The 20,310-nt window shown below is 61.7% G+C and carries 25 protein-coding genes; 8 read left to right on the forward strand and 17 right to left on the reverse strand.

Translation table 11 applies throughout. The features are described from left to right. Positions 1–37 precede the first annotated feature (37 nt). From GY33_RS0106865 to GY33_RS0106920, 13 genes are read right to left on the reverse strand one after another with little or no spacing between them, the layout of a single operon-like run. Entirely contained in the window at positions 38–439 is a 402-nt protein-coding gene (locus tag GY33_RS0106865; RefSeq protein WP_235185486.1) for a cupin domain-containing protein, read from the reverse strand. A 19-nt stretch (positions 440–458) separates the two neighbouring features. After that, positions 459–1,160 (reverse strand): DNA/RNA nuclease SfsA, encoded by a 702-nt coding sequence (sfsA, locus tag GY33_RS0106870; RefSeq protein WP_031386625.1) that lies wholly within the window; start codon positions 1,158–1,160, stop codon positions 459–461. Between the two features lie 54 nt (positions 1,161–1,214). Further along, positions 1,215–3,410, reverse strand: coding sequence for an alpha-amylase/4-alpha-glucanotransferase domain-containing protein (locus GY33_RS19690; protein WP_051822378.1), 2,196 nt, complete (start codon positions 3,408–3,410; stop codon positions 1,215–1,217). A gap of 13 nt (positions 3,411–3,423) precedes the next feature. After that, positions 3,424–4,770, reverse strand: coding sequence for a phenylacetate--CoA ligase family protein (locus tag GY33_RS0106880; RefSeq protein ID WP_161788450.1), 1,347 nt, complete (start codon positions 4,768–4,770; stop codon positions 3,424–3,426). Positions 4,771–4,772: 2 nt separating this feature from the next. After that, positions 4,773–5,507, reverse strand: coding sequence for an ABC transporter ATP-binding protein (locus GY33_RS0106885; protein WP_031386628.1), 735 nt, complete (start codon positions 5,505–5,507; stop codon positions 4,773–4,775). A 16-nt stretch (positions 5,508–5,523) separates the two neighbouring features. Continuing rightward, positions 5,524–6,294, reverse strand: a complete 771-nt coding sequence (locus GY33_RS0106890) for an ABC transporter ATP-binding protein (protein WP_031386629.1) — start codon at positions 6,292–6,294, stop codon at positions 5,524–5,526. Continuing rightward, on the reverse strand, positions 6,291–6,743 hold the full coding sequence (locus GY33_RS0106895; protein WP_051822380.1) for a type II toxin-antitoxin system VapC family toxin: 453 nt from the start codon (positions 6,741–6,743) through the stop codon (positions 6,291–6,293). The genes GY33_RS0106890 and GY33_RS0106895 overlap by 4 nt, the downstream gene beginning before the upstream one ends. After that, on the reverse strand, positions 6,743–6,994 hold the full coding sequence (locus GY33_RS20945; RefSeq protein WP_152555115.1) for a hypothetical protein: 252 nt from the start codon (positions 6,992–6,994) through the stop codon (positions 6,743–6,745). The genes GY33_RS0106895 and GY33_RS20945 overlap by 1 nt, the downstream gene beginning before the upstream one ends. Positions 6,995–7,033: 39 nt before the next feature. Then, complete coding sequence (locus GY33_RS0106900) at positions 7,034–8,077, reverse strand: branched-chain amino acid ABC transporter permease (protein WP_084184889.1); 1,044 nt, start codon at positions 8,075–8,077, stop codon at positions 7,034–7,036. A gap of 5 nt (positions 8,078–8,082) precedes the next feature. Beyond that, a complete protein-coding gene (locus GY33_RS0106905; protein ID WP_031386632.1) occupies positions 8,083–8,964 on the reverse strand; it encodes a branched-chain amino acid ABC transporter permease in 882 nt (293 codons plus the stop codon). Between the two features lie 27 nt (positions 8,965–8,991). Beyond that, entirely contained in the window at positions 8,992–10,194 is a 1,203-nt protein-coding gene (locus GY33_RS0106910) for a cofactor-independent phosphoglycerate mutase (RefSeq protein WP_031386633.1), read from the reverse strand. Positions 10,195–10,226: 32 nt separating this feature from the next. Next, positions 10,227–11,168, reverse strand: coding sequence for a D-alanine--D-alanine ligase family protein (locus GY33_RS0106915; protein WP_031386634.1), 942 nt, complete (start codon positions 11,166–11,168; stop codon positions 10,227–10,229). Next, positions 11,134–11,778, reverse strand: a complete 645-nt coding sequence (locus tag GY33_RS0106920) for an HD domain-containing protein (RefSeq protein ID WP_051822382.1) — start codon at positions 11,776–11,778, stop codon at positions 11,134–11,136. The genes GY33_RS0106915 and GY33_RS0106920 overlap by 35 nt, the downstream gene beginning before the upstream one ends. A gap of 100 nt (positions 11,779–11,878) precedes the next feature. On the opposite strand from GY33_RS0106920, the gene GY33_RS0106925 reads away from it, so the two are divergent. The 8 genes from GY33_RS0106925 to hypE all read left to right on the forward strand — a co-directional run bounded on the left by GY33_RS0106925 (position 11,879) and on the right by hypE (position 16,346). Beyond that, entirely contained in the window at positions 11,879–12,112 is a 234-nt protein-coding gene (locus tag GY33_RS0106925; RefSeq protein WP_031386636.1) for a HypC/HybG/HupF family hydrogenase formation chaperone, read from the forward strand. A gap of 14 nt (positions 12,113–12,126) precedes the next feature. Further along, on the forward strand, positions 12,127–13,230 hold the full coding sequence (gene hypD, locus GY33_RS0106930) for a hydrogenase formation protein HypD (protein WP_051822383.1): 1,104 nt from the start codon (positions 12,127–12,129) through the stop codon (positions 13,228–13,230). 29 nt (positions 13,231–13,259) lie between these two features. Further along, positions 13,260–13,445: a type II toxin-antitoxin system HicA family toxin gene (locus GY33_RS20360; protein WP_084184893.1), complete on the forward strand. Its 186-nt coding sequence runs from the start codon at positions 13,260–13,262 to the stop codon at positions 13,443–13,445. Next, positions 13,442–13,657 (forward strand): type II toxin-antitoxin system HicB family antitoxin, encoded by a 216-nt coding sequence (locus GY33_RS20365; RefSeq protein WP_084184890.1) that lies wholly within the window; start codon positions 13,442–13,444, stop codon positions 13,655–13,657. Before GY33_RS20360 ends, GY33_RS20365 begins: the two co-directional genes overlap by 4 nt. Before the next feature lie 112 nt (positions 13,658–13,769). Then, positions 13,770–14,543: an AAA family ATPase gene (locus tag GY33_RS0106940; RefSeq protein ID WP_051822384.1), complete on the forward strand. Its 774-nt coding sequence runs from the start codon at positions 13,770–13,772 to the stop codon at positions 14,541–14,543. A gap of 22 nt (positions 14,544–14,565) precedes the next feature. After that, entirely contained in the window at positions 14,566–14,898 is a 333-nt protein-coding gene (locus tag GY33_RS0106945; RefSeq protein ID WP_031386639.1) for a nucleotidyltransferase domain-containing protein, read from the forward strand. Beyond that, on the forward strand, positions 14,895–15,290 hold the full coding sequence (locus GY33_RS0106950) for a HEPN domain-containing protein (RefSeq protein ID WP_031386640.1): 396 nt from the start codon (positions 14,895–14,897) through the stop codon (positions 15,288–15,290). Before GY33_RS0106945 ends, GY33_RS0106950 begins: the two co-directional genes overlap by 4 nt. 48 nt (positions 15,291–15,338) lie before the next feature. Beyond that, on the forward strand, positions 15,339–16,346 hold the full coding sequence (gene hypE / locus GY33_RS0106955) for a hydrogenase expression/formation protein HypE (protein ID WP_031386641.1): 1,008 nt from the start codon (positions 15,339–15,341) through the stop codon (positions 16,344–16,346). Between the two features lie 172 nt (positions 16,347–16,518). Here the strand turns inward: hypE and GY33_RS0106960 are convergent, their stop codons facing one another. The 4 genes from GY33_RS0106960 to GY33_RS0106975 are packed head-to-tail and all read right to left on the reverse strand — an operon-like array spanning position 16,519 to position 20,310. Further along, positions 16,519–17,811, reverse strand: a complete 1,293-nt coding sequence (locus tag GY33_RS0106960) for a phenylacetate--CoA ligase family protein (RefSeq protein ID WP_031386642.1) — start codon at positions 17,809–17,811, stop codon at positions 16,519–16,521. Further along, a complete protein-coding gene (locus GY33_RS0106965) occupies positions 17,811–18,542 on the reverse strand; it encodes an ABC transporter ATP-binding protein (RefSeq protein ID WP_031386643.1) in 732 nt (243 codons plus the stop codon). Before GY33_RS0106965 ends, GY33_RS0106960 begins: the two co-directional genes overlap by 1 nt. A gap of 3 nt (positions 18,543–18,545) precedes the next feature. Beyond that, positions 18,546–19,352 carry an ABC transporter ATP-binding protein gene (locus tag GY33_RS0106970; RefSeq protein ID WP_152555116.1) on the reverse strand — a complete coding sequence of 269 codons (807 nt, stop codon included), beginning with the start codon at positions 19,350–19,352 and terminating at the stop codon, positions 18,546–18,548. Continuing rightward, positions 19,342–20,310, reverse strand: coding sequence for a branched-chain amino acid ABC transporter permease (locus GY33_RS0106975; protein WP_031386645.1), 969 nt, complete (start codon positions 20,308–20,310; stop codon positions 19,342–19,344). The genes GY33_RS0106970 and GY33_RS0106975 overlap by 11 nt, the downstream gene beginning before the upstream one ends.

Below are 20,310 nucleotides of genomic sequence, written 5' to 3' on the forward strand. Positions count from 1 at the left end.
GTCGCTATTGCTTGAGATATTAAAAATGGTCGAGGGATCATTGATCCGCTTCGACGCCGTCCAGGCTTTCCATATCCTCGTAAGCCTCGGGGACGAATCGAGGCGTGCACACGACCAGAAAAAGCAGGTCAGAAATGCCGGGATTACTGATGCGTTGAGAAACGCCGGGGGGAATCAGGACCACGTCTCCGGGCTTCACGGTGTCGGCAGGCCGCCCGTCGATTTCCACCAAGCCCTGGCCTTCGAGAATGATGTACCGCTCCATGATGCCGCGCAGACGGTGCAAGCGGGTCGTGACGCCGGGCAGGACACGGGCTCGGGCCACGGACACGTCCTCGTCCCGGTCGGAGTTCCACCATTCACTAATAAAACAGCGTTCCTCGAAAAAGTATTCGTCCATCATGGAGCCCTTGTACGTCAAGGGCGTTATCGTCGTCATCCGTCCTCCGTCATCGTATTCAACAAACCACGGGCAAAGGCGTTTCCAGGGCGATGGCCCGCTGTGAAACGTCCGCCCGCCAAGCCAACGCCTCCACGCCCAGGGCGGACACTCGGCGATGGGTTTGGCCGTAGACGGGATCAATGACGTCCGCCGGGGACAGTCGGCGAGCATCACCGCGCTGGACGCAGAAAAAGATCACGGCCCGGTGTCCCTTGCCGACCAGTTCGGCCAGGGTTTCCAGATGCCGGGAGGCCCTGACGCTCACGGCGTCCGGAAAGATCGCGGTGCCCTGCTCATCCACCGCGGTGACGTTCTTGACCTCCACATAGCAAGCCCGACCTTCGGCGTTTTCCAGCAGCATGTCGAGCCGTCCATTCTCCACCACGACCTCCCGGCGCACTGGTCGGTAACCGGCCAGTTCAGCGGCCTTGCCCTCGGCCAGGGCCTCCCAGACCAGACCGTTGCTCCTTCCGGTATGGATGCCCACCAGCACGCCGGCCTCGGTCTCGGTCAACTCCCAGGTCCAGGGATACTTGCGTTTGGGGTTGTCCGCCCTGCTCAGCCAGACCAAGCTTCCCGGACTCGAACACCCAAGCATGGACCCGGTATTTGGGGTGTGCGCCGTGACCACCTCGCCGTTCTCCAGCCGGACGTCCGCCAGGAAGCGCTTGTAACGCCGGATCAAAACACCGGTGATCAAAGGCTGGGGGAGCAGCATTCCGGCAACCTCGGCACGTCGTGACGCATGGAGACAGGCAAGGAGGACAAGCCCCTACGCGACGAACCGCAACGTCAGCCGGAAGCGCTCTTCCCCGCCGGAAGCCAGCCGCAACGGACGACAGAAGTAAAACGCCGAGCCCTGGGGGGTGCGCTCGAAGCCACTTTCGGACTTGGTCACGGCCCACAGCGGAACATGGCGCAACGTGGCCTCCGGGCTGACCTCCACCAGAAACCGGCCCTGGGAGTAGGGACAGGCAAAGGTCACGTCCGCGAGAGCAACGAAACTCCAGGACTGTTCGAGGTCTTTCTCCTCTTCCTCGCCGCCATTGCCATGGGATCGGCCGGTACACCGCGAAGTCAGACCCAAGGCCAGTTCCGTGGCCCAGATCGCGTTTCGGACATCCCCCCCGAATGCCGTGATCCGGTAATCCACCTCTACCCGATCCGTGAACAACCGAAAGGACTTCTCCACATCCAGCCATCGCGAAGGTTCTCCCAAAGGCTTCTCGGAAAGCGCCCCAAAAAACTGTTCGGAAGACTCTTCGGAAGACTTTTCAGTAAAAGCCATCCGGCCCGCAAACGCCGCCTCCATCCCCTCCTTCAGTTCCCGAACCTCCCAGGTCATGGCCGTTTGCCAGGAGCTGGCCAAGGGCTGGAAGCGTCCGTGGGTCAGATCATCAAGGCTGGTCTCGTCGGGCAGGAGATAGTCCGCGAAGGGCATATGGTCGAACCGGTCATAATCCAAAAATCGTTCCAGCCCCGGCTCCTTGGCCCGCACTTCCGCGGAGTGGATATGGAAGAACTCCTTCCATTGCGGATGGTCCGGCGTGATCACCTCGCCTTTTTCCGCGGCTTCCCGCAGGGCCTGATGATACGGTTCGGGATGCCGGGCAAAGGCCGTGGCCAGATTCAGGCGCTTGGGCAGGTAGTCCAGCTCCTTGGCCGCGGCCCCGTTGGCCGGGCTCAGAAAGAGCTGCCAGGGACCGAAGCGCGCATGCACTTCCTCGCGTCCGTCCACGTCCACGTCCCGGACGGACCAGTGGGGAGAGGGCCACAGGCCGGAGTCTTCCTGGGCCGCCAGGAGATTGGCGGCATTGGTTTGACGCAGATGGGTCAGGTAGACCCCGCCAAAAACCCCGTGCCAGTAGGCGCAGTTGCACTGGCTGGCCCAGACCCGCTTGCGACCCGCCTCCACGGCCGCGTCCTCGCCCCGCTCCGTAGCCAAACCGTCCAGCGCCCTGGAAAGGTCAAGCCCCCGCTTCTGCAGCCAGTTCACTTCCGGATATTTGACCAGGAAGTTGCGCCAGAACCCGCCGGACAGAAACCGGGAAATATCCTGGGTCTCGCAGGCCCGGCGATAGGTTCCCAGGGTCGCGGCCTCCTTGGTGGGCATGGCCCAGTCCATCATTTCCAGATAAGAGGCCGTGGGCAGGTAGACCCGGCCCTGGTCCGCGTGACGCTCCATGTACTCGGCCGGAGTGACCGTTTTGATCCAGTCCCGCCGCTCCAGCAACCCGTCGAAAAAGCGGCGCATGTAGCCCTGTTCCCAGCAATGCTCGTGGGTCCTGGGCCACAGTCCGAATCGCTCGGCGTCGTCCCCCAGACAGGCCAAAGGCGCGATACCCTGGTCCCGACCCAGCTCGGCCAAATCGCCCAGCATGGCCCAGACCGCGTCCAGAGGCTGCCAGGGAATCAACCTGCGCAACGGCTTGAGGTTGACCAGGAGGCGCAAGGGATGACCGCAGTCCTCGGTCAGCCAGGTTCCGAGCAGGCATCGCACTCCGGCCCGATGCAGATGGTTGTCGTCCACCAGACTGTAGCGCAGGCCCAGGGGCGCCAGCCAGGACGGCAAGTGCGGCTCCCAGACCCGCTCGGTCAGCCAAAGCCCGGTGGGCGTGACGGACCAAAGGTCCTCCATGGCCCGGATGTGCATCCGCACCTGACCCTGGGCGTCCTCGGGCCGGAGCATGGGCAGCACGGGCTCGTAATACCCGCCGGCCAGAATTTCCACCTGGCCCCGCTTGACCAGTCGCCCCACCTGTTCATGCACCGCGGGCCGGTGCTCCAGCAGCCAGTCCAGCAAACAACCGGAAAAATGCAGCCCGACCCGGATATCCGGATAGTTCCACAGGTGCTCCAACAGCGGATTGTAGGCCAAATCGTAGGCATTGGCGAAAACATGATCGAAATTGCCCACGGGCTGATGAAAATGCAGCACCAGGGAGAAATACACGGGGGATTTGGCCATGAAACGCATTCCTCTAAAAAGGTAGCTCGGAAGCCGGGGTTTCCCGCTCCTGAAACGTGGTTTTGTAGGTCAATCCGGCCAGAGGCAGGCGATTGGCCGGAACTTGACGCAGGCGCAGGCCGAGGCCCAGGACGCGGCGAAGTTGAGCGCGCAGGGCCTCCAGGGTCGCCCCGGGCAGCGGGCCGTCCTTGGGATGGGCCAGGACCAGTTCCACCTGGTCGCCCAACCCGTGCACCGTTTGAATCACCAACCGAAAATCCGAGGACTCCGGGGCCACATCCCGGATCACCTGTTCCACCAGTCCGGGATGGACCCGGATGCCGCGAACCGAAACCGCGTCGTCGCTGCGCCGGAAAACCGGAGACAGCCGGGCCGAGGTTCTGCCGCAGGGACAGGCCGCCAAGTGCAGCCGACTGATGTCCCCGGTCCGGAAACGGATCAGCGGATAGCCCTGGGTGGTCAGGCTGGTCACCACCACCTCGCCTTCCTCGCCGGGGGCGCGTGGCTGGCCGGTTTCCGGGTCCACGATCTCCACGTAAAAATGGTCCTCGGCCAGATGCATGCCGCTTTGCTGGACGCATTCCGCGGCCAGGGCCGGCTCGATCATTTCCGCCACGCCATAGACCGAATACGCCCGGAGCCCCAGGCCGCGCTCCAGCAGCCCGCGCACCTGGGGTTGCAGGGCCTCCGGGCCGAACAGCCCCACCCGCAGATGCAGCCCGGAGCCGCTTTCCCCTTGGCCTAAGCCTTCGGAGTGTGTCCGGCTTTCCGCGTCCTGAAGCGTCTTGATCAGGCTCAGGGCAAAGGCCGGGGTGCCGGCCAGCACGGTGGAGCGGAAGTCCCGCATCATCTTGATCTGCAGGGCCCCGGACACCGTGGCCGCCGGGGTGAGCACCGCGCCCAGGGATTCCGCGCCCTGATTGAAGGTGAAGGCCCCGGGAAACTGGCTGTAGTGAAAGGCCACCTGGATGATGTCCGTGCGGCCCGCTCCGGCCGCGGTCATGGCCCGGCACATCAGCTCGGTCCACATCCGCAAGTCCTGCCGCGTATAGCCCACCACGATGGGTTCGACGCTGGAAGCGGCCAGCCGTAACTGGACCACGTTGCGCAGCGGCACGGCAAACAGGCCATAGGGATAGGCCCGGATCAGGTCGTCCCGGGTCGTGAACGGAAGCCCGGCCAGGTCGCTCACGTCTCGGACATCCTCGGGCAGCAGCCCGATCTTCCGAAATCTTTTGGCGTAAAAATCCACGTTGCGGGCAACCAGATTGAGGGTCATCTGCAAGCGTTCCAACTGGACCTGCCCCAGGTTCTCCCGATCCATGCATTCCGCTTGCGGATTCCAGATGGCGTGCTCCATGTTCAGCGCTCCCATTTTGCCTTGTAGTCCCGGCCCAGGTACGCCCGGCGAAAATCGTCGTTGCTTTGCAGTTCCTCGGCCGTGCCGCTGAGCAGCATCCTTCCGGCCTGCAGGACGTAGGCCCGGTCGCTGATGCGCATGGCCGCCAGGGCGTTCTGCTCCACCAGCAGGATGGTCAGGCCTTCGGCCCGCAGATCCCGCAAAGTCCGGAAAATCTCCTTGATCACCAGGGGCGCCAACCCCAGGGACGGTTCGTCCAGGATCAGCAACCGGGGCTTGGCCATCAGGGCTCGGGCAATGGCCAGCATCTGCTGCTCACCGCCGCTCAGGGTGCCGGCCTTCTGCTCCAAACGCTGCCCCAGAACCGGAAACAGCTCCAGCAACCTGGCACGATTGGCCCGAATCTCCGCCTGAGCCGCCCGGCGCAGGGCGAAGGCCCCCAGGTCCAGGTTCTCCCGCACGGTCATGGACGGAAACAGCTCCCGGGCTTCCGGAACCTGAACCAGTCCCGCGGCCACGATCCGGTGAGGCGGCAGGGTCGTCAGGTCCGCGTCCTCGAACCGAAGTTCGCCGGAAAAAGGACGGATCAAACCGCTGACCACCTGCAACAGCGTGCTTTTCCCCGCTCCGTTGGCCCCCACAAGACAGACCGTCTCGCCCTGACCCACGTGCAGACTGACCCCGTGCAGCACGGCGATCCCGGCATATCCGGCGCTCACATTGCGAATGCGCAGCATGTTCCCCTATTCCCCCCTACTCCCCAAGGTAGGCCGCGATCACGTCCGGGTCGGCTTGAATCTCCCGCGGCGGCCCCTGAGCCAGCAACCGGCCGTGATGCAGCACCATGACGTGATCCGTATGGGTCATGACCATGTCCATGTCGTGCTCCACCATGATCATGCTCAGGCCGCCGCCGCGCAGATCGTGCAGCAGTTCGGCCATGGCCTCCCGCTCGGCCATGGTCAGCCCGCCCATGGGCTCGTCCAGAAGCAGCAGCCGGGGCTCGCCGACCACGGCCCGAGCCAGTTCCAGGAGCTTGCGCTGCCACAGAGACAGCTCGCTCACAGGCCGGTCCCAGACTTCGGCCAAATCGTAGCGTTCCAGCACGGCCAGGCCCGTATCCCGCAAGGCCCGCTCCTCCCGCCGACTGCCAGGGCTGCCCAGCAAATGGCCCAACAATCCAACCTGACCGCGACAATGCAGCCCCAGGAGCAGGTTGTCCAGAACGTGCATCTCCAGCACGAGTTGCACGGCCTGAAACGTCCGGGCCAAACCCAGCGCGGCCCGCTGATGCACGCCCAGCCCGTCCAAAGGCCGCCCGCCCAGAACCACCTCCCCTCGCTGAGCCGCGTACAGCCCGCAGATCACGTTCAAAAGCGACGTCTTCCCAGCCCCATTGGGTCCGATCAGCGCCGTCCACAACCCCGAGGACACGCCCACGGTAATGTCCGAAAGCGCCTGCAACCCACCGAAACGCAGGGAGATATCGCGCAGAGAAAGGAGGGGGGACACGTTGGCGCTCATGAATGATTCGTTCCCGACTGTTCTGAATCAACCTCTTTCCCTGGATCGACAATGATCAAACCGGGAAAGACCGCCCTGAAGTCCGCGGTATTGCGTGTAACCAGCCCATTAAACCTCGAAGCAAAAGCTCCGATGAGAATATCTGCGATGGGTCGTTTGAGTACGGCTTTTGATTTCTTAAGATGAACGTATCTTGCCCAGGCTGCATGTGCGGCCATGGAGTCTTCCCAAGTCCAAGAGCAATGATACTCGGCGGACAATTCGTCTAAAAAAAGCCATTGTGCATGCAGATCCCCCATAAAAGCAGGAGACAATTCGATAAAAGAGATTGGAGAAATAACCAGCCCTTGAGGCAATAACTCTTGCAAAGTCACGGCGGAAGCCTTTCCGTAGCGTGCGTCCTCATCGAGCACATCGATCAAAACACATGTATCAACGACCCAACCCATCAGGAAAGCTCTCCTTCTCTGAGGTCACGCATCCATTCGTCCGTTGATCTGGTCTCTCGAAAGCGCTTGGCAAATCCTAGTGCGGCGAGGGGGCCTTTGACATGGTCTTTTCTTGCATCTTGAATTTGCGGTTCCTTGCCATCAGCAACCGGTATCACAATGACTTCAACATTGCGTCCTATCGCCCAATCTGGAATTTTGATGCAATGAGATGGGCCACCTGGAACAATGACTTCCCTATGTGCTTCCATTTCGACACCTCTCCGTTAAATTTTGCGGGCAGCGAACCATCAAATCCCCTTCTTGCCCCAGTTACCTCGAAGAGTTCCCATCATCCGCTTTCCACCCTCCCCGACCGCAGGCAAGAGCCCCTTGGGAAAAAACATCAGGACCAGCATCAAAATCAGGCCGTGGAGCAGGATCATCAGGTCAGGCCAGGCGTGGAGCCACTCCGGGAGCAGGAGCAGGAAGGCCGCGCCGAAGATGCCGCCCCAGAGGTTGCCCAAGCCGCCCAGGGCGGTCATGGTCACCAGTTGGAGAGAGACGAACATGTCAAAGCTGTGCGGACTAATGAACTGGAAATAGTGGGCGTACAGGGCTCCGGCAAGGGCGGTGAGCAGGGCCGCGGCCACAAACAGGCCGACCTTGTAGCGAATTACCGGGACGCCCAGGGAGGCCGGCAACAGATCGCCCTGGTGCAGGCTGCGCAAGGCCCGGCCCGGACGGGTGCGCAGGAAATTGGCGCACAGCCAGAGCACCAGCACCATGACGGTCCAGACCAGATAAAAGAAATTGCGGTCGTCGCTGAGGTTCAGCCCGGCCAGCTCCATGCCTGGAATGCCGAACAGTCCGGAAGTTCCTCCGGTCACGACCTCCCACTGGATGCAGACGATGGTGAAAATGATGTTGAAGCCCAGGGTGGCCATGACCAGATAATGGCCTTCCAGTTTGAGCGTGGGCACGGCCAAAACCAGAGCCACGAGGCAGGCGACGGCCACGGCGACGAGCATGGCCGCTCCCACCGGGAGCCCGAAATGGACGCTGAAAATACCCGAGCCGTAGGCCCCCAGGCCGAAAAAAGCGGCCTGCCCCAGGGAAACCTGTCCGGCCATGCCGATGAGCAGGTTCAAGCCGGTCACGGCCAGGGCGAAAATCCCGATCAGGCTGCCCAACGAGAGCAAATAGGTGTCCGTGACCACCCAGGGCGCAACCAGCACCGCCAGAGCCAGGGCCGCGTACGGCGTCCAGGACGCCAATCGCGCCCCGTCACCTTTTCCTCGCCCCCCCTCGTTCATGTTCATCCGCAATATCCTGGTTTCGCTTCGCTCATCCATCCCCCTCACACTCGTCTCGTCCTGGCCTGCCCGAACAGCCCCGCCGGACGAACCCACAAGACGCAAAGCAGGATCAAAAACGCCAAGGCGTCCTTGTAGGCCGAGGAAATGAATCCGGCCGCCAACGACTCCAGGACGCCCAGCAGCAGCCCTCCGGCCACCGCGCCCCAAACATGGCCGTATCCCCCAAGAATGGCCGCGGCGAAGCCCTTCAGCCCCAGCATCACCCCGGCGCTGTAGTGCATGCCCGTGATCGGAGCGATGAGTATCCCGGCCGTGGCCCCCAGTCCGGCGCTCAAGGCGAAGGAAACCATCACCATCCGGGCCACGGGAATGCCCACCAGGATCGCGCCGTGGCGGTTGTCGGAAACGGCCCGGATGGCCTGCCCCACGGAGGTGCGTTGAAAAAAGAGGTGCAGCAAAGCCACGCAGATCATGGTCACGACCAATATCCAGAGGGCCTGACGGGAGATCACCGCACCGGCCAGCAAGAGCGGGGCCTCGGTGGAAAACGCCGGCAAGGCCCGTGCGGTCTTGCCCCAAATCAACGAAGCCGCGCCGCGTGCGGCAATGGAAAAACCCACGGTGACCAGCACCAGGATCAGGACGTGCCGGGATCTGGCCAAGCCTAACGGGACGCGCTCCAGAAAGACGCCCAGCAGCATGGCCGCCGCGATGCTCGTCACGAAGGCCGTCGGCATGGCCAAGCCCATGTCCTGGGTCAGCCCGATCATCAGCATGCCCCCGAGCATCACGAACTCGCCCTGGGCGAAATTCACCAGGCCGGTGGCGTTGTAGATGATGCAGAAACCCACGGCCACCAGGGCGTAAATACTGCCGGATGTCAGGCCGGACAGCAGAAATTGCGGAAGTTGGTCAAGGAGCATCGCAAGAAAAGGCGCAAAATGGTCGGATTAGGGTGCGGATCGTTGCAGCGCCCAGGGCAGCAGAGCCTCGCCCCGTTCCAGCATCAAGCCGGTGGAAGCGGCCTGGGTTTCGCTGAAGTTCGGGATGCCGGAGGCCGTGGCGTCCAGGTGCCAGAACAGGAAGGGCACGGGATCGGAAACATGGGTCCGCTTGATCAGCGGGGTGAAGTGGTCGCAGGCCACAAGGATCGCGGCGTCCATGCCTCGCAGACCGTCCCGGATCGGCCCGACCACCTGGGCGTCGAAGTCCGCGATGGCCCGAACCTTGTTCTCCAGGCCGCCCTGATGCCCGCACTCGTCCGGGGCCTCCACATGCAGGAAGACGAAATCGCCCTGCTCCAAAAAATCCAGGGCCGCGGCCACTTTCCCGGCATAGTTCGTGTCCAGGTACCCTGTGGCGCCGGGCACGTCCAGGACCGCCATGCCCATGGCCCGACCCAAGCCCTTGACCAGATCCACGGCGGAAATCACCGCCCCAGCCTGGCCGAACCGCTCCTGAAAGCCCGGCAGATGCAGCGGACGTCCCTGGCCCCACAGCCAGACGGCATTGGCCTGGGAGGCGTTGCGCTCGGCATTGTCCAGGAGTACGGCCGCCTCGCGCACCACGCGCCAGAGTTCCGGGCACTGCTGGTACGCGGCCAGGTCCGGCCCCAGGGTCTGGTCCAGGATGTCGTGAGGCGGACGGATGGCTAGGCCGGCTTCCGCGGCCGTGACCCGGCCCGGTTGGACCACCAGATGGCGGTACTGGACCCCTGGATGAAAAACCGCGTCCGGTCCGCCCAGCTCCCGTTGCAGCATTTCGACCAGGGCCGTGGCCGTGGCCGTGTCGATGTGCCCGGCGGAGTAGTCCCGCATGACGCCGTCCGGCTCCAGGGAGCTGACCCGGACCAGATTGCAGCGCCAGACCAGATCGTCCGCCCCCAGCACCAAGCCTTGAGCCGCGGCCTCAATGGGTCCTCTCCCGGTATGGTGCATGGCCGGATCGCAGCCCAACAGGGCCATGTTCGCGATGTCCGATCCCGGCGGCATGCCTTCAGGAATGGTCCGGCACAAGCCGACCACGCCTTCCCGGGCCAGGGCATCCATGTGCGGGGTGTCCGCGGCCTCCATGGGCGTCTTGCCGCCCAGTTCGTCCACGGGCCAGTCGCCCATGCCGTCGGCGATCAAAAAAACGGTTTTTCTCGCGTTCATGCGTTCTTCTCTTTCCTTGTCGTTTCCAGCGCTCAGCACCCCCGCATCCCCAGCTCGATCAACCGGGCCAGCAGGTGGTCGAAGTCCAGGCCGTGCACCGCCGCGGCCTGGGGCAGCAGGCTGGTGGCGGTCATTCCGGGCAGGGTGTTCACTTCCAGGAGATGGGCCTGGCCCTCGTGCAAAATGAAATCCGCCCGGCTGTACCCGCGCAGGCCGAGAACGCGGTGCGCGTGCAGGGCCACGGCCTGAATGGCCCGGCTGACGTCTCCGGGCAAGGGAGCCGGGCAGATCTCCTCGGCCCGGCCGGGAACGTACTTGCTGTCGTAGTCGAAAAACGTCGCCCCCTCGCCGGGGCGGATCAGAATCAGCGGCAAGGCCTCGCCCCCCAGGACCGAACAGGTGACCTCCACTCCGGGCTGGTATTGCTCCACCAGCACGTCGCGCCCCTCCCTCAAAATCTTTTCCACGGCAGGCGCCAAAACGCCATGCTCGCGCACCACCTCGATCCCCAGGCTGGATCCGCCAAGATTGGGCTTGACCACGTAAGGCGGACCGAACGGACACGGCATATCGGCAAGCAGGTCGGAACCCGGGCGATCGCCATGGTTCGATCCAAAGCGCACGGGCACGAATAACCACGGAGGAGTGGCCAGATTGTTCTGGACGAACAAAGCCTTGGAGGCCGCCTTGTCCAGGGCCAGGATCGAGCCGGCCGGCCCGCTGCCCTGGTAAGGCTTGCCCAGGCGGTCCAGCATGGCCTGCACCAGACCGTCTTCTCCGGGGGCTCCGTGCAGATTCAAAAAAGCGAAGTCGAAATCTTCCACCAGCTGTGGCAGCCTGGTCAGGCCGTCACGCGGATCGAAGAGCGTCACCGCATGGCCCTGGCGGCGCAACGAGGCCTCTATCCCCACAGCCCCGCTCAGGGAAACCTCGCGTTCGTCAGACCATCCGCCGGCAATCAAAAGAATACGCATCGAGTTCCACCTTCAATCCCCCGCTGAGCAGACGCTCAATGGCCCGCCCCTGCTCCAGGGACTGTTGAATATGATGTCGCGCCGTGGCGTTCACGCCGTAGCGCTCCTGGAGATCGGCGAACCGCTCGTCCAGAGTGACGATTTCCGTGTGCCGGACCCGCTTGTCGCTGTAACAGACGATCAGCGAAACCGGATAGCGTTGCAGGTCCATGGCAAAGGGCCAGTCCACGTGATGCAGCACCGCCCGGGCCACCACCGCGTTTCCGGTCCGCTCCTGGACCCATGCGGCCCCGATCTGGCTGTGGCTGCCGCCGTGGCGGATGGTGTAGATCTTCGCCACGTCATGAAGCATGGCCGCGGCCAGGACCTGATCGATATCCAATCCCGGAAGTATTTTTTCCCTGACCATCTCGGCGATGCCCAGAGCGACCCGGGTCACCAGCAAACTGTGCATCTGGATGTGTTCCGGCATCTCCCAAAGCGCCCACATTTCCCGGCACCGTTCGGAGGAAGGCGTCCGAACCCGCTCCGCCCATTCAGGGCCGTCCGGAAACGGAACCGGAAACGAAGCACGGGCACTCTCGGTTTGGTTGGCGACATCCAGGCTCATGACGCTTCCTTACGGGCCTTTACCAGCCCGCTGTCGGTTTGACAGGCCAAGTTATCGAGCTTATCAACAGCGCAATGAAAATGCAAAAGGAGACCCCCTCATGTGTCTAGCCGTACCCATGGAAGTAAAAAGCATCAATGCTGAACTTAACGTCGCGGATGTGGAGATCGCCGGAGTGAAGCGCCAAGTGCGCCTGGACATCATCGACTACCCGGCTTCGGTCGGCGACTACGTGATCGTCCACGCCGGCTTCGCCCTGCGCCGTCTGGACCGGGAGGACGCCCTGGAGACCCTGAAGCTGTTCCAGGAAGGATTGAACCTTCAAGTCCACTGAGGAGTGACGAAACAATGGCCCCGAACAACGCATCGGACATGCTGGCCAAATTCAAGGACCCGGCCCTGTGCCGCAACCTCCTGGACAAAATCCGGGCCGAGCTGCCCGGTCCCCTGGCCTTCATGGAAGTCTGCGGCACGCACACCGTGGCCATTTTTCAAAGCGGCCTGCGCTCCCTGCTCCCGGAGGGGATCCGGCACCTTTCCGGCCCCGGCTGTCCGGTCTGCGTGACCCATGAAGGCGAAGTTGCGGCCTTTCTGGAACTGGCCCGCAAGGACAACGTGATCATCGCCACCTTTGGCGACCTGATTCGCGTGCCCGGCCCCAAGGGAACCAGCCTGAAGCAGGCTCAGGCCGAAGGCTGCCGGATCGAAATCGTCTACTCCGCCTTCGACGCCCTGGCCCTGGCCCGCAAGCACCCCGAGTCCCGGATTGTCTTCCTGGGAGTCGGCTTCGAAACCACCGCCCCCACTGTCGCCGCCACCATCAAGGTCGCCAAGGAGCAAGGCCTGGACAATTTCCTCGTCTTCGCCATGCACAAACTCGTCCCTCCGGCCCTGGCAGCCCTGCTCCAGGACCCCGAGGTCAACGTGGACGCCCTGATCCTCCCCGGCCACGTCTCCACGATCATCGGCGTCGAGCCCTACCGCTTCCTGGCTGAACAGCACGGCGTTCCGTCGGTAATTACCGGCTTCGAGCCCCTGGACATCCTCCAGGCCCTGCTGCTGATCATCGACCAACGCAAGACCGGCCGGCCCCAGGTGGTCAACCAGTACTCCCGAGCCGTGGCCGACAACGGCAACCCCAAGGCCAGAGAGGTCATGGCCGAGGTGTTCACGGTTTCCGACGCCCTCTGGCGCGGCCTGGGCCGCATCCCGGACAGCGGCCTGGCCCTGGCCGACGAATATCAACGCTTCGACGCCCTCACGACCCTGGGCGTACAAGTCCACGACCTCCCCCCCCTGCCCGGCTGCCGTTGCGGCGACGTGCTCAAAGGCAAAATGCAACCCAACCACTGCCCCCTCTTCAACAAAACCTGCACCCCCGCCACCCCTGTCGGCCCCTGTATGGTGTCCACGGAAGGAAGCTGCGCGGCGTATTATAAGTATGCGCTGTGAAGGTGAGTCTTAACGGCTGTAAATTTTTAATGAAAGTCAGGGATGTAATCAAATTGATAGAAGATGATGGCTGGTTTCTCGTTGCGACCAAAGGAAGCCATCGTCAATTCAAGCACCCTGTTAAACCTGGAAGAGTGACAATTTCAGGAAAACCAGGTGATGATGTGGCAGTAGGAACTCTCGGCAGTATCTACAAGCAATCGAGGTTAAAATGAAAAAATATCTAATAGTTGTTGAGGAAACAGAAACTGGTTTCTCTGCTTTTTCTCCGGATTTGGACGGTTGTATTGCAACAGGTAAAACGCGGGAAGATGTTGAGACAACTATGAAAGATGCAATACAATTTCACATTGAAGGATTGAAGGAGGATGGCTTCCTTGCTCCTCCTCCTCGTTCTTATCCTGCGTATTGTGAAATATTTGCATAACCAGTTGCTGGAAATTTTCTGATAATCTCCGGAACGTCAGTACATCGTTCAGCTTTGGAAACATGATTCAACGAGAAGTCAGATTACATTGAAGCGGTAAAGCCTACAGATCATGTCCTCTGTTCGCCGTAAATCACTTGGCCGCTTAAAAACTGGTGCCCCCTATCTCCACCGCATATCGAGCCTGCCCGAGCGAATGGGCGAAGACCTGTATCCGTTCTCCGTACCAGCGTTTCGCCACGGAATCGACATTGCACTCAATACGAACGTCACATTCTTCGTGGGCGACAACGGAAGCGGGAAATCCACACTGCTCGAGGCAGTGGCCGAGATTTGCGGGTTCAACCCCGAGGGCGGTAACCGGGATCACTATCGAGAGGCCTTCGCCGACCGCTCGGAACTGGCCCAGGCGCTGCGCCTGGCCTGGTTTCCGAAGACGAGCGACGGTTTCTTCATGCGAGCCGAAAGTTTTTTTAACTTCGCCACCTATTTGGACAGCGTCTCCGACCTCAGGGCATACGGCGGCAAGTCGCTCCATGCCCAGTCCCATGGCGAATCCTTCTTGTCGCTGTTCGACAATCGTTTCGAGCAAGGCCTTTACATCCTTGATGAACCGGAAGCCGCGCTTTCGCCCCAACGGCAGTTGTCCTTCCTGAAGATCATCCCTGACCTGGAAGTGCCCGGCCACGCCCAATTCATCATCGCCTCCCATTCCCCCATCCTGCTGGCCTATCCGGGCGCGACCCTGTACTCATTCTCGACGGATGGAATCTCGGAAATTGCATATAGCGAGACAGAGCATTACCTTGTGACCAGGGATTTTCTCAATGCACCGGACCGGTTCTTCAGACATCTTTTCGCCGAAGATGAAGGTGAGAACAAATAATCCTTCATGTTAACGCCGCAAAATGAAAGAAACTCAAACAATTCAAGAAATACTTGCCGAAAGGCTCCGCACCATCGACCCCAAGATGGTTGTCCTTTTCGGAAGCCATGCCCATGGAACTCCCGGCCAGGACAGCGACTTTGATGTCTATGTCGTGACCAAGGACCAGTTTATTCCTAAAAATTACCAAGAAAAGAGACAATTAGTCAGGAAAGTTTCCAAGCCGATTCAGGATATTCGTCAAAAAATCAGCATTGACCTGCTGGTCCACACCGAGCCCATGAGTAAACTTTTTTTCTCGCAAAACAGCTCGTTTGCCAGAGAAATCCAAACAAATGGGATTTCTTTATTATGAGCAAGGAATTGGCCAAGGCTTGGCTCGTTTCCGCATCCGCGGACTTGAAAAGCATCGAGTATCTCATTCATGACGAATTTTTGTCGCACATTGTCGCCTTTCATGCCCAGCAATGCGTGGAAAAGTGTTTCAAGGCGGTCCTTGAAAACTCGCAAAAAAGAATTCCCAAGGAGCACTCGACTCTCAAGCTCTACGGCATGATCCAACCAGAAATCCAGATGGACCTGGATATGGATATCCTGACTGATTTAGACGATCTCTACATCGATGCTCGATATCCCGGTGATTTCGGTTTGCTGCCCCACGGCAAGCCGACATGCGGGGAAGCACGAGAGTTCATGATGTTCGCGCAAGAGGTCTTTGAATCAATCCGCAAGCATATCGGTGCGTAAATCACCTCCCGACACTCGAAACAACAACGTAACTCTTCTCATTAAATCATGACCACACCACGACTCCTCCTCGACACCGGCAGCGGCGGCAAGGCTTCGCATCGTTTGATCAAGGACGTATTTCTGAAGCATTTCAGCAACGACGTCCTGGACCGGCTGGACGACGCGGCCTTGATTCATGCCTCCGGCCCCTTGGCCATGAGCACGGACAGCTTCACCGTCACCCCGTTGATTTTTCCCGGCGGGGACATCGGTTCCCTGGCCGTGAACGGCACGGTCAACGACGTGGCCATGCTCGGGGCGCGTCCGCTCTATTTAAGTTGCGCGTTTATTCTGGAGGAAGGATTGGAGATGGACGTGCTGGAGCAGGTGGTCCGGTCCACGGCCGAGGCCGCGAACAGGGCCGGGGTGAAGATCGTCACCGGGGACACCAAGGTGGTGCCCAAGGGCGCGGTGGACAGGATGTTCATCAACACCACGGGAATCGGTGAAATTCTGGTCCAGCCCTGCCCCCAGGGCCACCGGGCCGCGCCGGGCGACGCGATCCTGGTCAGCGGGACCATGGGCGACCACGGCCTGACCATTCTGGCCACCCGGGAAGGCCTGAGCTTCGAGGCCCCGATCCAGAGCGACTGCGCCGGGTTGAACCACCTCATCGCCAAGCTGCTGACCGCCATCCCGGACATCCACGTCCTGCGCGACCCCACCCGGGGCGGCCTTGCCACCACGCTCAATGAAATCGCCGGGCAGTCCGGAGTCCAGTGCCTGATCCGCGAGGAGGCCGTGCCCGTGAACCCAGTGGTAGCAGCAGGCTGCTCCTTCCTCGGCCTGGACCCGCTCTACCTGGCCAACGAGGGCAAACTGATCTGCATCCTTCCGGCCCAATACGCCGAACAGGCCCTGGAGATCATGCGCCGGGACGAGTTCGGCGTTAACGCCGCCCACATCGGCGACATCCAGCCCGACCATCCCGGCCGGGTGGTCCTGCAAACCCCGCTGGGCGGCCACCGCCTGCTGGACATGCTCGAAGGCGAACAGTTGCCGCGTATCTGTTAATTGCCTTCGGATAATTGCCTACCAGGCCGTTGAAAAACTCCCAATTGCTGCGTCACTGCAAAAAGTTCAAACCCTCACGTATCAATAAATACGCTTCAACCTTGAACTTTTTTGCTCCTTGCACTTGGGATTTTTGAACGACCTGCCGAATTAGGACTTTTTCAACACTCAACTACGGGTGTCGCCGATCCACCACCCGCCCCGTGCCGGTTTCCAGTTCGGCGATGGTTTTGCGTTCGACCAACTGCACCTCGAAGACCAGCCCCAGTTCCATGGCCAACTGCTGCCGGGTCAGGTCGATGAAGCGTTGCTGGGTCTTGATCTGGTCCGGCTCGACCATGTCCGCCTCCACCAGCAGCTTGGCCGTGTCCAGTCCGCCGTGGCGGTCCACCACGATCAAATGGTTCGGCTGGACTTGGTGCGTTTCCGCCAGGATGGCCTTGATCCGCTCCGGATAGACGTTGATCCCCTGAATGATCAGCATGTCGTCGCTGCGGCCCTGGATGCGCTCCATGCGCAGGAAAGTCCGACCGCAGGGACACGGGTCCGGGATCAGCCGGGTCAGGTCCCCGGTGCGGAAGCGGATCATGGGCAGGGCTTCCTTGGTCAGGGTGGTCAGTACCAGCTCGCCCACCTGCCCCGCCGGGACCGGCTGGAGGGTGTGCGGGTCAATGATTTCGGCCAGGAAATGATCTTCCTGAATGTGCATGCCCCGGCGCTCCAGGCACTCCCCGGCCACGCCCGGCCCCATGACCTCGCTGACGCCGTAGTTGTCAGTGGCCGTGATGTTCAGACGCTCCTGGATGGCTTGTCGGGTGGCCTCGGACCACACCTCCCCGCTGAACATGCCCCAGCGCAGGGGCAGGGCGTTGCGGTTCACGCCCATCTCGTCCATCAGGTCGGCCAGAAACAGGGCATAGCTGGGGATGCAGGCCAGAGCCGTGGCCCGGTAGTCAAGAATGATCCCCACCTGTCGGCGAGCGTTGCCGCTGGAGACCGGAACCACGGTGGCCCCCAGGGTCTCCGCGCCGTAATGCATGCCAAAGGCCATGGTGGACAGACCATAGGTATGGGCCACATGAACCACGTCCTCCTTGTTCGCCCCGCCGGCGGCCAGGACCCGGGCCGTTAGCCGCGACCATTTCCGGATGTCGCTTAAGGTGTAGCCGAAGACCGTGGTCCCTCCGGAAAAACCGGAGGACGTCTGCAAGCGGACGACCTCGCGCAAGGGCACGGCGAACAGGCCGTACGGAGCGTTGTCCCGCAGATCCTGGCGCGTGGTCAGGGGCAGTTCGCGGACATCGTCCAGGGAGGTGAAATCATACGGGTCCAGGCCCAAATCCTCGAACTTCTTGCGATAGAACGGCACGTTGCGCGAAACCCTGGTCAACGTGGACTGCAACCGCTCCAACTGAAGCTGCTCCAGTTCCTCCCGCCCCATGCCCTCCAGTTCCGGCTCAAACATCACTCTACCTCCACATCCCGCCCCAGATAGGCGCGTTGCACGTCCCGGTTCAGCAGCAGCTCCTCGGACGGACCCTGCAGAATGATCCGCCCGGTTTCCAACACATAGCCCCGATCCGCGATCTTCAGGGCGCTCTTGGCGTTTTGTTCCACCAACAGCACGGTCAGGCCGAAGGCGTCACGCAGCTCGGCCACATGCCGAAAGATCATCTGGGAAAGGGCCGGAGCCAACCCCATGCCGGGCTCGTCCAGAAGCAGCATCCGGGGCTTGGCCATCAGGGCCCGGCCAATGGCCAGCATCTGCTGCTCTCCACCGGAAAGATTCCCGGAGGGTTGATCCTTGCGCTGCCCCAGGACAGGAAACATCTCGTAGATGTCCTGGATGTCCTTGCGGATTTCAGCCTTGTTTTTCAGGCTGTACCGATGGTACGCGCCCAAAAGCAGATTGTCCTCCACGCTCATGGGCTTGAACACCAGGCGCCGCTCCGGAACCTGGGAAATCCCCGCGGCCACGATCCGTTCCGGGCGCTCCCGGGCAATCTCCCGGCCCTCGAAGGCCAGACTGCCCTCCCTGGCCCGCATCAAACCGGATATGGTGGTCAACAAAGTGGTCTTCCCAGCCCCGTTGCCCCCGATCAAGGCCACGATCTCACCCTGATTCACATGCAGGGAAACCCGCCGGATGGCATGCACCCGGCCGTAAAAGACGTCGACGTTTTTCAGAACGAGCATGGATTACTCCGCCTCCTCGCCCAGATACGCCGCGACTACCTCGGGATTTTTCTGGATTTCCCCCGGAGTTCCGGAGGCGATGACCCGGCCGAAGTGGAGGACGGTGATGGCGTCGCTGATGCCCATGATCAGGTCCATATCGTGCTCCACGATAGCCACGGTGACGCCCAGTTCGTCGCGGACACGCTGGATCAACTTGGCCAGGGCGCGGGTTTCGGTGGTGTTCAGCCCGGCGGCGGGTTCGTCCAGGAGCAGGATGCGCGGCTGGGCGGCCAGGGCCCGGGCCAGTTCCAGGAGGCGTTGCCGACCGTATGGCAAATCCCCGGCGGGCAGGTTCCAGTCATCCTCCAGGCCGACGAAGGCCAATTTTTCCTCGGCCAGTTCCCGGCAGCGGCGCTCCCCGCGAAAAAAAACGGGCGTCTTGAACAGGGCGCTGATCGCCCCGTAGCGGACCACCCGGTGCGCCCCGGTCATCACGTTCTCCAGGACGTTCATGGTGGTGAAGACTTCCAGGTTCTGAAAGGTGCGCACCGCCCCGGCCTTGGCCCGCTCCCAGGCCGGGCTCCGGGTCATGTCACGGCCCAGGAGTTCCACGGCGCCTTCCGAACTGGGAACCATCCCGCTGACAACGTTGAGTAATGTCGTCTTACCCGCGCCGTTGGGACCGATCAGGGCGGTGATGGTCCCTTCGCGGACCTGAAAATCCACGTCGGTCAGGGCCATCACCCCGCCGAAACGGACATGGACCTCCCGGCAGTTCAGAATCACGTCGTCCGCGGACGTTCGCTCCCCATCGCTCCTACCGGGCATGTCCGAACCTCCCGCGAATCAGGGCAATCAGCTTGGAGACGCCGCCGGCCATGCCCTGGGGCAGGTACATCATGCACAGGATCAGGATCAGCCCGTAGATGATCACTTCCATGTTTTCGTAGGCCCGCAGGAATTCCGGCATGGCGGTCAGAAAAACCGTCCCGGCGATGCCGCCCCACAGGCTGGCCATGCCGCCCAGCACGACCATGGTGATCAGCTGCACGGAAAAATGGAACCCGAAGGAGGACGGGGCCACGAAGCTGAGGTAATGCGCGTAAAGCACCCCGGCGATCCCGGCGAACACCGCGGAGAGCACGAAGATGAACAGCTTGTAGCGGGCCACGTTGATGCCCATGGACTGAGCCGCCTTGTCGCTGGCGTGCAGGGCCATCAGAGCCCGGCCGATCCGGGAGTTGATCAGGTTCAGGGAGATCAGCAGCACCACGGTGACAGTGGTCCAGACCAGGAAGAAGTAGGACAGGTCCGAATCGAAGACGAACGAGCCGACCTGGAGCTGGGGGATGCCCACGAACCCCGACGGCCCGCCGGTCAGGGAGATGGCCTCGTTGAAAAAGATGTAGACGATCAGGCCGAAGCCCAGAGTGGCCATGGCCAGATAGTAGCCCTTGAGCTTGAGCACGGGCATGCCCACCACCAGGGCCACCACGGCGGTCAGCCCCACTCCGGAAAGCATGCCCACGGCCAGGGGCAATCCGTAGGTGGCGGTCATAACAGCCGAGGTATAGGCGGAAATTCCGAACAAGGCCGCATGGCCCAGGGAAATCTGCCCGGCAAAGCCCAACAGCAGGTTCAGCCCCATGACGATGATCGCGATGATCCCGGCCATGTTCAGGATGCTCAGATAGTAATAATCATGGGACAGAAGGGTCGGCGTGGCCAGGACCAGGATGTAGAACGCGGCCACCGGGGCCAGTTGGCGAAGGGTTGAAGACTTCAT

This window comes from Desulfonatronum thiodismutans, from assembly GCF_000717475.1.
Lineage (GTDB): Bacteria > Desulfobacterota > Desulfovibrionia > Desulfovibrionales > Desulfonatronaceae > Desulfonatronum > Desulfonatronum thiodismutans.